Origin of the sequence: Citrobacter sp. RHBSTW-00859 (genome assembly GCF_013729795.1) — a bacterium.
In the GTDB taxonomy this organism is placed as follows: Bacteria; Pseudomonadota; Gammaproteobacteria; order Enterobacterales; family Enterobacteriaceae; genus Citrobacter; species Citrobacter braakii.
The window spans coordinates 4,955,570-4,968,678 of record NZ_CP056284.1 but is presented as its reverse complement, the minus strand read 5'-3'; the positions used below and the strand labels follow the sequence as shown (position 1 = coordinate 4,968,678).

The following is a 13,109-nucleotide window of genomic DNA, read 5'->3' as shown; positions in this document are numbered from 1 at the left end:
GCCCGATGGCATTACGCTTATCGGGCCGACGGTGAAACGTGCATCGTCATGTAGGCCGGATAAAGCGAAGCCGCATCCGGCGTTGAGTTGGCAGGTATCAGTACAGCTCTATGGCGCTTGCCAGCGGGGTCACGCCAAAGCGTTTAGCCAGTGCTACCAGCTCTTCACGCGTGATGGTCTGCTTCATACCGCCCATCGAATAGATTTTGACTAAAACTTCGGCGGATTTTTCTGCGGTATCTATCAAGCCAAATGCTTCGTCGAGGGAGGGGCCGCTGCCGAACACGCCGTGGAACGGCCACAGTACCAGCGAGTGTTTCTGCATTTCCTCGGCGGTTGCCTGGCCGATTTCATCCGTACCCGGCACCATCCACGGCAGAATGCCGACGCCATCCGGGAACACCACCAGACACTCGGTGCTGCCTTCCCACAGTTTGCGGGTAATCAGCGGGGTATTGTTTTCCAGCACGTAGGTCAGGGCGATCAGGTTGGTAGCATGGCAGTGCATGATCACGCGGTCTTTGCCGTTCGTCGCTTTAATACGCTCGCAATGGGAGAGGAAGTGAGCCGGCAACTCAGAGGTTGGCACCGCTTCGTGGGTCAGGCCCCAAAGGATGTGGTAGCCCGCGCCGTCGCTGTCTACTTTCACCACGCCCAAATTTGCCGCGGGATCGAGCTGAACGTTACGGAAAAATTTACCGGAACCGGTGACGATAAACGGCGTGTTTGCCAGCAAAGGCATTGGCTGACTTAGCGCGATATAGCGCGGTTTTTCGTGGAAATCGGCGCTAAATGGCGCAATGTCAGCCTCATCCAGACGCAGCGTCAGGTTGCCGCCGTTACGTTCGTCCCAGCCTTTCAGCCACGCGTCGGAAGTGGCTTTGATCATCCCCTGGACGAACCAGGAATTAGTCATGTTTTGCATATTCGGTGATCCTGTTGATTGCCCGATTATTATCGGGTCTTACGTAGGCCGGATAAGTGAAGATCCATCCGGCAATCGTGTTTCATTCATTGCCGGATAGCGACGTGGGGCGTCTTATCCGGCCTGTAAGCCTGGTGTCACGGTTAGCTACGTTTGCTCAAAATCTCTTTCTCATAGGCGCGCACGCTGTCCAGCCACTGGCTTCCTGCTGGCGTGTCGTGACGCTGGCAATACATCTCCCACACGGCCTGCCACGGCAGCGATTTTTGCTCTTCCAGCAAGGCCAGACGTGCGGTGTAGTCGCCGCTGGCTTCAAGCTGACGCAGTTGTTCGGTCGGTTCTAACAGCGCGCGCAGCAGGGCTTTTTTCATATTGCGGGTGCCGATAACCCACGCGGCGATGCGGTTAATAGAGGCGTCGAAGAAGTCGAGGCCGATGTGTACGCGGTCGAACAGGTTGTGGCGGACGATCTCGCTGGCAATCGCCTGCGTTTCATCATCCAGCAGCACCACGTGATCGCTGTCCCAGCGCACCGGACGGCTGACGTGCAGCAGCAGACGCGGTACGTACAGCATGGCGGCGGAGATTTTGTCGGAAATCACTTCAGTCGGATGGAAGTGACCCGCATCCAGGCACAGCGCAGTCTGACGGCTGGTGGCGTAACCCATATAGAACTCGTTGGAGCCCACGGTGTAGCTTTCGGCGCCGATGCCAAACAGCTTGCTCTCGACGGCGTCGATATGGTGCGCCGGGTCGAGTTTTTCGCTGATCACTTCATCCAGTGCTTCAAGCAGACGTTGGCGCGGCGCTAACCGGTCAACGGTAATGTCTTTCATGCCATCCGGGATCCAGATATTCATCACCGACGGCGTACCCAACTGCTCGCCAAAATACGCTGAGACGCGACGGCTGGCTTTGCAGTGGTCAATCCAAAACTGGCGAATAGTGTCATCGGCATGGGCCAGCGTGAAGCCGTCGGCGCTCAGCGGGTGAGAGAAGCAGGATGGGTTGAAATCCAGCCCTAACTGGTTTGCTTTCGCCCACTCGACCCAGTTTTTAAAGTGTTCAGGTTTGATTTGGTCGCGGGCAACCGGCGTATCGGACTCCAGATAGATCGCGTGCAAATTCAGACGTTTTGGACCTGGGATCAGGCTCAGCGCCTGCTCCAGATCGGCGCGCAGTTCGGTGGCGTTACGCGCTTTGCCCGGATAGTTGCCGGTAGCCTGAATACCGCCTGTGAGCGAGCCTTCCGGATTCTCGAAACCGGCGACATCATCGCCCTGCCAGCAGTGCATGGAGACCGGCAGACGATCGAGCTGGCGTAAGGCCGCCTCGACATCAATGCCTACCGCGGCGAAACGCAGTTTTGCCAGTTCCCAGGCTTGTTCAAGTTGAGTGGTCATGCGCAAAGCTCCTTTGTCTGTCGTAGTGATGGAAACTGCGCCTGGTAGCGGGCAATTTCACTTTCAGGATTTGGAATGAAGGTGGTCAGGTCGTAGTTGGCACGCACCACCTGACGGAAATCATCGACGTTGTTAAGCTCGTCCAGCGTCATCAACTGGATGCCAATATTGCCGAGCGTGGAGGCCTCAATCGGCCCGGACATCACGCGAATGCCGCAGGCATCCGCGCACAGCTGGTTCAGTAGGGCGTTCTGGCAGCCGCCGCCAACGATGTGCAGTTGGCTAAATGCTGCACCACGCAGCTGTGCCAGTTCTTGCAGAATGTCAGCGTATAGCAATGCCAGGCTGTCGAAGATACAGCGCGCCAGTTCGGCGTTTTGCTGGGGAACGGGTTGACCCGATTCACGACAGGCCGCCTGAATTTCCGCGCTCATATCGTCGGGGTTGATAAAGCGATCGTCGTTCGGGTTAATCAGGAATTGGCAGGCCGGCAGCGCTTGCGTTTGGGCAATAAGCGTTGGCAGGTCGGTAATCTGGCGCTCTTTTAAAACGCGCTGGAGCAGCCACAGTCCCATGATGTTTTTCAGTACGCGGTAGCGCCCTTCCGCGCCCCCTTCGTTGGTGATGTTCGCCGCCAGCGCCGCATCGTTGGTATACGGCGTTCTGCTCTCAAAGCCCATCAGCGACCAGGTACCGGAAGAGAGATACGCACTATTTTTATCGGCCAGCGGTGAAGCGATGACCGCGCTGGCGGTGTCGTGACTGGCGACGGCCACAACCGGAATTTGGTTTTTCTGCGGGCAAATCCAGTGACCAATGACGTTCCCCGGATGCGTCGGGCGACCAAACCAGGCTTTGTCTGCCCCGGTCCACGCCAGCAGCGTGTCATCCCAGTCGTCGGTGTTGATATTGACTAACTGGGTGGTGGTGGCGTTGGTGTATTCCCAGTTCAATTTGCCGGTCAGGCGAAAGCTGAAGTAGTCGGGGATCAGCAGAGCATGTGCCACCTGCGCAAGCAGTTCTGGCTGCTGTTCAACCAGCGCACGTAGCTGATACAAGGTGTTAAACGGCAGAAACTGAATGCCGCTACGGCGGTAGATTTCACCTTTACCTGGCTGCGCCATCGCCTGTGACATAATGCCGGTCGTGCGGCTGTCACGGTAAGAGACCGGCAGACCAACACGTTGGCCGGCGTTATCGATCAATACGTAATCCACGCCCCAGGTATCAATGCCAATGCTGTCTATCCGAATGCCTTCATCACAGACTTTTTTCAGGCCAAGGCGAATATCGTTTTCCAGGCTGTCGATGTCCCAGGTGTCAAAACCGTCCGTTTTTTGCAGACAGTTAACGAAGCGGTGGATTTCACGCAGCGTCAGGGTGCGGTGTTTACTGTCGTAACGTGCGAGCATTACGCGCCCACTGGATGCGCCGAGATCGACAGCGACACAATGGCGAAAAGTCATGGCGAGGTCCTTCTGAGTTTTATTGCACTCAGTCTAAGAACCCCGAATAAAGCGTACCTTCTTGACAGTGACAGCCCCAATTAGCGGCTGGCAACATGGCAAAGGTGAACGTGATGTTGTTCACAGTTTCCACTAATAGCGCGGATTTTGGCGGATGTGACGCCTTCCGCATTTCCCGATCTTTCCCGCCATTTCTTGAAGAATTAACCGTGTTTACGCACTTTGGCGTCAAAAAATTAAGGTGAGGGTAGGAACCCTTAATTACTATTCAGCCATATTCGTTAATCAGGGGGAGCCGTCATGACCGTACTGCATTGCGTGGATTTTTTTCCGACAGGTAAAGCGCCAGTGGCTATTGAACCGCGGCTTCCTCAGCCCGCGTTTCCTGAACATCATCATGATTTTCATGAAATTGTGGTGGTCGAACATGGAACGGGGATCCATGTGTTCAACGGACAGCCTTACACCATCAGCGGCGGTACGGTGTGTTTCGTCCGCGATCATGACAGGCATTTATATGAACATACTGACAATCTGTGTCTGACCAATGTTTTGTATCGCTCTCCGGATGCGTTTCAATTTCTGGCCGGGCTGAATCAGCTTTTACCTCAGGAACAAAATGGGCAGTATCCCTCCCACTGGCGCGTAAACCAGGGCGTACTGCAGCAGGTTCGTCACCTGGTGGGGCAGATGGAGACGCTCGGCGAGGAGATGGATACGCCCACGGCGGCAAATCGCGAGATCTTGTTTATGCAGTTGCTGGTACTGCTGCGTAAAAGCAGCCTGATGGAAGCGGCGACCGATAACGATGCGCGGCTTAACCTTTTGATGGCATGGCTGGAGGATAACTTTGCCGAAGAGGTGTGTTGGGAGGCGCTGGCCGAGAAGTTTTCGCTCTCTTTACGCACTCTGCATCGCCAGCTTAAACAGCAAACAGGATTGACGCCGCAGCGCTACCTTAACCGTCTGCGACTGATTAAAGCCCGACATCTGCTCCGCCACAGTGATGACAGCGTGACTGATATCGCTTATCTCTGCGGTTTCGGTGACAGTAACCACTTTTCGACGCTTTTTCGCCGTGAGTTCGAGTGGTCGCCACGCGATATTCGTCAGGGGCGTGACCTTATAGCGGGAAGCAGCCTTCAGTAACGCGAAAGCTATCAACGTTTTTTACCGTCCGTTTGCTGATAATCATACCCTTTCATGCCGGATAAGCGCAGCGCATCCGGCAAGCGTACAGGTTGAGGTGATGTGATGGCGAATCATCTGGTTCTTTCGAAATCAGACTTTTTTGCGCATGAGCAGCAGGCTGTCGCCGTGGCCGATCGTTATCCGCAGGATGTCTTTGCTGAGCATACCCACGAGTTTTGCGAGCTGGTTCTGGTCTGGCGCGGCAATGGTCTGCATGTCCTTAACGATCGTCCGTACCGGATAACCCGCGGCGATCTGTTTTACATTCGCGCCGAAGATAAACACTCCTACACCTCCGTTAACGACCTTGTGTTGCAAAATATCATCTACTGCCCGGAGCGGTTAACGCTGAATGTTGACTGGCAAGGGGCGATCCCCGGATTTGACGGTACGCCGAGGCAGCCGCACTGGCGGCTCGGCAGCGTTGGCATGACCCAGGCCAGACAGGTGATAAGCCAGCTTGAGCATGAAAGTAATCAGCGCGATGCGCAGGCCTTTACCATGGCTGAGCTGCTGTTTGGTCAACTGGTAACTCACCTTAAACGTCATCGTTATGCCACGGATACGCTCCCGGCGACGTCAAGTGAAACGCTGCTGGATAAACTGATCACCGCGTTAGCCGGTAGCCATGAGCATGCGTTCGAACTGGATACGTTTTGCGAGCGTGAACGGTGCAGCGAACGCGTTTTGCGCCAGCAGTTTCGCAGCCAGACCGGGATGACTATCAACCATTACCTGCGGCAACTGCGCATTTGCCATGCTCAGTATCTGTTATCGCATACTGAAAAGCTGATTGGTGAAGTTGCTATGCAGTGCGGTTTTGAAGACAGTAACTATTTTTCGGTGGTATTTAACCGCGAAGTCGGGATGACGCCAGGGCAATGGCGCCATCGTAGTCGGGTGACACCATAATATATAAATGTGGTTTATATATTGCAGTGGCGTTTTGATACATATTCAGACTAAATTTGACATAATGAGTGAATGCTCTGTGCAATAAATCACAGTTGCTCTTTTATTTTTGTTTTATTCTCAGCAAACTTATTTATCGGAGTAACGTTTGTGTTGACCAACTCTATAATCATCAAAAGTCTGCTTTTAATTTTGCTATCTTGCGATCGCAAAATTAAACGTATGCTTGATTATTTTTGCTGGTTTAATTCCGTTAACGATCTGGCTGAAAATGATATCGCCGAGCAGGAGTGTATGGATACGCAAATGGCGCGCGAATGGTCCAGCCTGTGGGACTGCGCCAGCGAAGCTATCGGCGCGAGCGTACGTCAACGCTGTCATCGTCCTGCCCGTTTTGGCCTGCATTTCCCGCAGGCGCTGCTGTGCCGTCGCAAACGTGACGAGCTGGCCTTCAGTTTCCGTAACTCCAGCCTGCACCAACTGTTAGTTTGCCGCCATGCCAGCGGCGCTGACGGTGAAAGCCAGGTTTATCAATTTGTTAGTCCTATACAAAGCACAATGCGCACTTTCGCCATTGTGCTTTTTTTATTGCCTGAATCTACGAGGAATCATTATGTACATTGTTTGTGTTGCAGCTTGTCCGACCGGCGTTGCTCATACCTACATGGCTGCGGAATCGCTTGAAATCACGGGGAAAAACCGTGGGCATGAAGTTAAAGTGGAAACGCAGGGGAGCATTGGCGCTGAGAATGAAATTACGCCAGAGGATCTGGCGCGCGCTGACGCGGTCATCATTGCTGCCGACGTTGCGATTAGCGGGAAAGAGCGTTTCGATGGCATGGTGAAGCTCGAATGCAGCGTCTCTGATCCCATCAAATTTGGCGATGCGGTGTTTGAAGCAGTAGAGCAGGAGGTTGCAAATGGCTAAGTTTCAGGGGGGAGACAAACCGTCTACCGGGATAGAGGTCAAGAACGCCATTATGACCGGCGTTTCATGGATGCTGCCGTTTGTCATTGCTGGAGCGGTGCTAATGGGGATCGCCCGTATCGGCGCTTCTCTCTACGGTATTGATAACATCTGGGATGCCAGCTACGAGCAGGCCGGCATGGTGGTGCAGTTGCTGCACAAATTTGATGGTTTCGGCGGGCTGGCGCTGTCCCTGATGTTGCCGGTGGTGGCCGGCTATATCAGCTTTGCGCTGGCGAACAAACCGGGTCTTGCGCCGGGGATGATTGGCGGACTGCTGGCGAGTAACCTGGGAACGGGTTTTCTCGGCGCGCTGGCGGCCGGTTTTGTCGCGGGCTATATCGTTCGCGCCCTGAACCGCTACATCAAATTGCCGAAGGCGCTCTCCTCTGCTGTGCCTATTTTCATTCTGCCAGTCGGCGGTACGCTGCTGACCTGCGTGGTGATGGCATTTATTATCGGTACGCCGCTGGCGGCGTTGAATCACGGCATGGAAAGCTGGCTGTTATCCATGTCCGGCACGAACAAAGTGCTGCTGGCGGCGGTCATTGGCGGCATGGTTGGGTTTGATCTCGGCGGCCCGATTAACAAGGCGGCGGTAACGACGGCAATGGCGTTACTGGCCTCCGGTATTTATGACCCAAACACCGCCGCGCAGGTGGCGATTATCGTGCCGCCAATTGGTCTGGGTGTCGCTACGCTGCTGTGGTCGTCACGCTTCCCGGAATCCCTGCGTGAGGCGGGTAAAGCCTCTACGTTGATGGGGCTGATTGGTGTTTCTGAAGGCGCCATTCCGTTTGCGCTGTCAAATCCAAGAATTATTGTCGTCAACGTGATTGGCTCGGCGGTGGGGGCGGCGATGGCGGTAGGATTAGGGGCGGTAAACCATGCGCCGATCTCCGGTTTTTACGGCTGGCTGGCGGTAGAAAAATGGCCGGTTTATGTGCTCTCGATTGTCTGCGGCTCGGCGATTATCGCCTGCGGCTCACTGTTGATATTCCGTGGCCCGACAGCCACGCCTGAGGTGAGAAAAGAGACGGTGGCGCCGAAATTTAAAGCCAGCCGTTAGACGTACTACTGAATTAATATTTCCCTATGTTTAGCGCGGGTAAATATCCGTGCGGGTTACCTACGCCTTAAAACAGGAATAAACGAAATGAAAACTGTTCATTTAATTCAGCATACGCACTGGGATCGTGAATGGTATTTTACGGAGAATGATTCCCAGGCTCTGCTTTATTATTTTATGGCGGATCTTATCCAACATCTTGAAGCGGATGAATCATTAGGTCCATTTATGCTTGATGGCCAAACGGTGGTGCTGGAGGATTATTTCCAACTGGCACCAGAAAACCGCGAACGCGTGCAGGCGCTGGTGAAAGCCGGACGTTTGTTAATCGGCCCCTGGTATACACAGACCGATTTTTTGGTGGTTGGCGCTGAGTCCATCACCCGCAATCTGCTGCTGGGGCAGGCTGACTGTGACGAGATAGGGCCGAGAATGGCGGTCGGTTATGTACCGGACTCCTTTGGCCAGAGCGCACAGTTGCCCATGTTCCTTAATCAGTTTGCCATCGACCACGCGGTTATCTGGCGCGGCTGGAGCGAGTACGACACGCCGTTTACCGAGTTCCGCTGGCGAAGCCAGGGGGGCAGCGTGGTGACGACGGCGGTATTACCGCAGGGTTATGGGTGCGCTAAGTGGTTGCCGACGGATGCCAACCAGGCCTGGCCGCGCCTCTCTGCGGTTATGGAAAAGCAGGCGGCATTTAGCCGCAGTACGCAGCTACTACTGCCGAACGGTAACGATCAGTCACCGTTTGAGTACGGCGTTCCGGCAATGCTCGACACGCTGAACCAGGAACAAACGGCGTACCGCTTTATTCGCAGCGACTTTAGCCGTTACTTTGCCGCGCTGGCGGATACGCCGCTGGCGATCTTTGAGGGCGAACTGCTAAGCCCGAAATATATGCGTATCCATCGCGGTATTTTTTCTACCCGCATGGATATTAAACAGGCCAACGTCCGGCTGGAGAACTTCGTCAGCCGTCAGCTAGAACCGTTGCTGAGTGTGGCCTGGACGCTGGGGTTGCCCTATCCGCAGCGAGCCATTGAGACAATATGGCGCGAGGCGATGAAATCCCACGCTCACGATAGTATCGGTGGGTGTAACGCCGATCGCGTGAATGCAATGGTTAAGGCGCGTTTGCTCTCGGGTCAGGAAAAAGCCGAGCGCCTGTACGAGCTGAATATGCAGATGTTGGCAAACGGCATTACGGCGCAGCAACAGGGTAAAAAAATCATCGTCTTTAACGCGCTGCCGTCGGTGCGCGATGGCCTGGTGGCGCTGACGCTCTACCTACCCGGTGAGGCGTTCCGCATTGTTGACGAGCAGGGACAACCCTGTCGCTGGCAGATTATGCGTGAGACATCGCAAGATATGTCCGTCATTGTTCAGGAACTGTCCAATAGCCCCGATCCCGTCTTCTATCGGCGGTGCGATATTTTACTGGAGGTCGCATCGCTCCCCGCCTGCGGCTATACCACCCTGTATCTGCAAGATGAGTGCGCCCCCGGATTTGCTGTGCCGTCCTCGACAGAAGAGGCGCTGGAGAACCCGTGGTTACGCCTGACGCTGGAAGGCGAACAGGTTGTTCTGGTCGATAAGCGCAGCGGTAAGCGCTGGGAGAACCTTATTCAACTGGTGGACGGCGGCGATGCCGGTGACACCTATAACTATTCTCCACCAGAGGATGACTGGCGCGTTACCGGCGCAGGGGCGCTGCTTCACGCCGACTGGCAGCGCGGCGCGCTGGTGGACACGTTGTCGCTAAGCTGGTCTATCGCAGCACCGCACACGCTGGCCGACAGGCAGGAGCACCGTTGTAATGCACGACTGGATGTCAGCATGGTGGTCATGCTGGATCACCAGCGCCCGACGCTGGACCTCCAGGTTAGCGTCAACAACACCTTGCACGATCATCGTTTACAGGTGGAAATTCCTGCTGATGTCTTTACCGATGTCCATTTTGCCGATCAACCGTTTGGTCTCATTCGTCGCGCCAACCGACCGGCCACGCTGGATGTCTGGCAGCAGGAAAATTGGGGTGAAGCCCCGGCATCGCTGTGGCCAATGCAAAGTCTGGTAATGATGCATGATGGCAAGCAGGGCATCAGTGTGGTGACGGAGGGGCTGCGAGAATATGAAATTCCCGCAGAACGCCCATCGGTTATCGCCATTACGCTACTGCGTAGCGTGGGTTGGCTGGGACGTGCCGGTATGCCGTGGCGTCCGGGACGCGCATCCGGTATGGCGTTGCCTTCCCCAGACTCACAGATCCCAGGCGAATTTAGCGCCCGCTTCGCGCTCATCCCGTTGTGCGATGGTGAAAGCCCGAACTTCTGGCGTGAAGTCGAAGCCTGGCGCACACCGCCAGTTGGCTGGCTGGATTCCGGCTGGGCGCGTTTTAAAACTAATCCACACGCGCTGACATTCCCGACAGCCTACAGCCTGCTGCACTGGGAGACACCACTCCATTTCAGCACCTTGAAAAAAGCGCAACGTGAAGATGCGCTGATTTTACGCGGCTGGAACCCCGGCTCGCAGCCGCAGATCAGCTCAACGCCGGTCGCTGATGCGACAGTGTGCGAAGTTACGCTGGCGGAAAAATCGCTGAACTCATCGCATGAAACGATACCGGCCTGCACGCCGATCTCATGGCGTATTACGCCTGCAGCCAGAGGATAATATTGTGTTAAACATTCGTTTTACCTGCCCGTTGCCAAATGGTCTACATGCTCGCCCCGCCAGTGCGTTAGAGCAGCGCGTCAGCGCATTTCAGGCTCGCGTTCAAATAGGCAATCTGCGTAACCAGCGTCAGGCCGATGTCCGTAGCGTGTTGGCGATGATTGGGACCGATATTTTGTATCAGGACCCGTGTGAACTGGTGATTGAGGGCGAGGATGAATCTGCCGCGCATCAGGCGCTGACTCAGTTTGTGAGGCAAGAGTTTGCCGCGTGTGACGAACCCGTTGCCCAGACGCCGGAACGGGTGGAGCAACCTCTGCCGGTTTTTCTGGCGCAGACCCGTGCGGAGTGGGTGCGCGGTAACGGCGTGAGCGCTGGGCTGGCGCAAGGGGTGGCAATGCATCTGGGCGTGCCGGATCTGTATCAATTGGCAGAACAAGAGGCGGTGGCGGCGCCGGCTGTACAGCGAGCCGCGCTGACGGCGGCACTTGAGCAAGTACGCCGCGAGCTGCACGACGCATTACCGCATACACAGGGAGAAGCCGCGTCTGTGCTACAGGCTCATGTCAAACTGCTGGACGATGCGCTCTTCGAAACCTCGCTACTTACCGACCGTACAGCGCGCAATGCGCTGGCAGCATTGGCGATGGCGCTGGATGAACTGAGCGCGCCGCTGCGCGAAAGTCGCAGCGTTTACCTACAACAGCGGGTGCTGGATTTACAGGATTTGGGCCTGCGTCTGGCGGCGCATCTCACCGCGCAGCCGCTGATGCCGCAAACGGCATTGTCGCAAGACACCATCGTTATCAGTCCGTTTCCCATAACGCCAGGCCAGTTTCTGGCGCTGCGCGGTCCGCATCTGAAAGGTGTGGTGATGGGCGCGGGCGGGGAAACATCACATACCGTCATTCTGGCGCGATCGTTTGGGGTTCCGCTGCTGAGCGTAGAGGCGGCGGAAGCGGGGCGTATTCGCGGTGGTGAAGCGCTGCTGCTCGACACTCGCCACGGGGTGGTGGTGGTGTCGCCGGATGAGCAGGCTCTGCGGTGGTATCAACTGGAAGAGGACAAACGTCAGCGCCTTGAAGCGCGTTTACAGCCGCTTATTCAATGCCCTGGGGCGACGCAGGAGGGCGAACGGGTGACGGTACTGGCGAATATCGCGCTGGCGGCGGAAGCGGAAGCGGCATTTGCCGCCGGGGCGGAGGGGATTGGTCTGTTCCGCACTGAAATGCTGTTCTGTGAGCGAGCCGCGCCGCCTGACGAGGAGGAGCAGTACCAGGCCTATCGTCACGTGCTGGAACAGGCGCGGGGGCGTAAAGTGGTGATCCGTACGCTGGATATTGGTGGTGATAAACCCTGTGACTATCTGGCGATGCCGCTGGAGGAAAACCCGTTTCTTGGCTGGCGCGGCATCCGCCTGTATCCCGAATTTATGTCGATTTTCCGTCCTCAGATACGTGCGCTACTGCGTGCCAGCGCCGCCGGACCGTTGCACATTATGGCGCCGATGTTGACTACGCTTGCTGAGGTGAAGTGGCTGCGTGAACAGTTCCAGCAAACAGCGGCGCAACTGCTGGCCGAGGGGGCGGCGGTTGGGCAGTGGTCGCTGGGTATTATGGCGGAAGTGCCATCGGTGCTTTATCTGCTGGAGAAAGCCGCCGCGTATATCGACTTTGTTTCGATTGGCAGCAACGACCTGACGCAATACTTCCTGGCCTGCGACCGGGGCAACGCGCAGGTTCGACATCTCTACAATTATTTTGATCCCGCGTTTTTACAGCTACTGAAGGAGATGACGGCGCGCGCGCAGTGGGCCGGTATTGAGATCAGCCTGTGCGGCGAGATGGGCGGCGACCCGTCGGCGCTGGCGCTACTGTTGGGCGTTGGTTTACGACAGATCAGCATGTCCTCAAGCCGTATTGCGCCAGCAAAGGCGCGCTTAATGACCTTAACCCTCGCGCACAGCGAGCAGACGCTGGAACGGGCATTAGCCTGTGAAAGTGGTCAGGACGTGGCGGTACTACTTTCGCAACAGGTGGCGGCGCAAGCAAAACCCGTGTTTGATCCCGCCCTGATCCTGCTCGATCAGGCGATTACCCGTAAAGCGGAGGCGATTAAGGTGCTCACCGATAATCTGGAGGTCGAACAGCGGGTCTTTTCCGGCTCAGCCGTTGAAGAGGCTATTTGGCAGCGTGAAGCGATTTTCTCTACCGCATTAGGATTTGCAATTGCGCTTCCGCACTGCAAATCGGCGGCGGTCGCGCACAGTAGCGTGTCGGTGATGCGTTTGAGTGAGCCGCTGGCGTGGAGCGACGAGGTGGATGTCTCGCTGGTTATCATGCTGACGGTGAGTGAGCAGGAGAAGGGCGATCATATGAAAATCTTCTCCCGTCTGGCGCGTAAGTTGATGCATGTGGAGTTCCGTGAGCAGTTGCTTGGCAGCATGTCGCCGCAGGATGTCGCCGTGTATCTGGCACAGGAAATGGCGGGATAAATC

10 protein-coding genes are annotated in these 13,109 nt (G+C 55.9%); 7 read left to right on the top strand and 3 right to left on the bottom strand.

All coding sequences use genetic code 11. The features are described 5' to 3' along the window. Positions 1-97: 97 nt before the first annotated feature. The 3 genes from rhaD to rhaB form a co-directional block, all read right to left on the bottom strand. Positions 98-925 carry a rhamnulose-1-phosphate aldolase gene (gene rhaD / locus HV302_RS25005; protein WP_094761758.1) on the bottom strand — a complete coding sequence of 276 codons (828 nt, stop codon included), beginning with the start codon at positions 923-925 and terminating at the stop codon, positions 98-100. 143 nt (positions 926-1,068) lie between these two features. Continuing rightward, complete coding sequence (gene rhaA / locus HV302_RS25000) at positions 1,069-2,328, bottom strand: L-rhamnose isomerase (RefSeq protein ID WP_019077926.1); 1,260 nt, start codon at positions 2,326-2,328, stop codon at positions 1,069-1,071. Beyond that, a complete protein-coding gene (rhaB, locus tag HV302_RS24995; RefSeq protein ID WP_016155199.1) occupies positions 2,325-3,794 on the bottom strand; it encodes a rhamnulokinase in 1,470 nt (489 codons plus the stop codon). The genes rhaA and rhaB overlap by 4 nt, the downstream gene beginning before the upstream one ends. Before the next feature lie 300 nt (positions 3,795-4,094). Between rhaB and rhaS the strand changes: the two genes are divergently transcribed. The 7 genes from rhaS (at position 4,095) to ptsP (ending at position 13,106) form a co-directional block, all read left to right on the top strand. Further along, positions 4,095-4,943: an HTH-type transcriptional activator RhaS gene (gene rhaS, locus HV302_RS24990; RefSeq protein ID WP_016157890.1), complete on the top strand. Its 849-nt coding sequence runs from the start codon at positions 4,095-4,097 to the stop codon at positions 4,941-4,943. A gap of 105 nt (positions 4,944-5,048) precedes the next feature. After that, on the top strand, positions 5,049-5,897 hold the full coding sequence (gene rhaR, locus HV302_RS24985; protein ID WP_016157891.1) for an HTH-type transcriptional activator RhaR: 849 nt from the start codon (positions 5,049-5,051) through the stop codon (positions 5,895-5,897). Between the two features lie 222 nt (positions 5,898-6,119). After that, on the top strand, positions 6,120-6,581 hold the full coding sequence (locus HV302_RS24980; RefSeq protein ID WP_141876144.1) for a hypothetical protein: 462 nt from the start codon (positions 6,120-6,122) through the stop codon (positions 6,579-6,581). Then, the gene (locus tag HV302_RS24975; RefSeq protein ID WP_016157892.1) at positions 6,511-6,825 is read left to right on the top strand and encodes a PTS fructose transporter subunit IIB; all 315 of its coding nucleotides are present in this window, start codon (positions 6,511-6,513) and stop codon (positions 6,823-6,825) included. Before HV302_RS24980 ends, HV302_RS24975 begins: the two co-directional genes overlap by 71 nt. Continuing rightward, a complete protein-coding gene (locus tag HV302_RS24970) occupies positions 6,818-7,933 on the top strand; it encodes a PTS fructose transporter subunit IIC (protein ID WP_181626721.1) in 1,116 nt (371 codons plus the stop codon). Before HV302_RS24975 ends, HV302_RS24970 begins: the two co-directional genes overlap by 8 nt. 87 nt (positions 7,934-8,020) lie before the next feature. Beyond that, on the top strand, positions 8,021-10,612 hold the full coding sequence (locus HV302_RS24965; RefSeq protein WP_181626720.1) for a glycoside hydrolase family 38 C-terminal domain-containing protein: 2,592 nt from the start codon (positions 8,021-8,023) through the stop codon (positions 10,610-10,612). A gap of 4 nt (positions 10,613-10,616) precedes the next feature. Beyond that, a complete protein-coding gene (gene ptsP / locus HV302_RS24960; protein WP_181626719.1) occupies positions 10,617-13,106 on the top strand; it encodes a phosphoenolpyruvate--protein phosphotransferase in 2,490 nt (829 codons plus the stop codon). Positions 13,107-13,109: the final 3 nt, after the last annotated feature.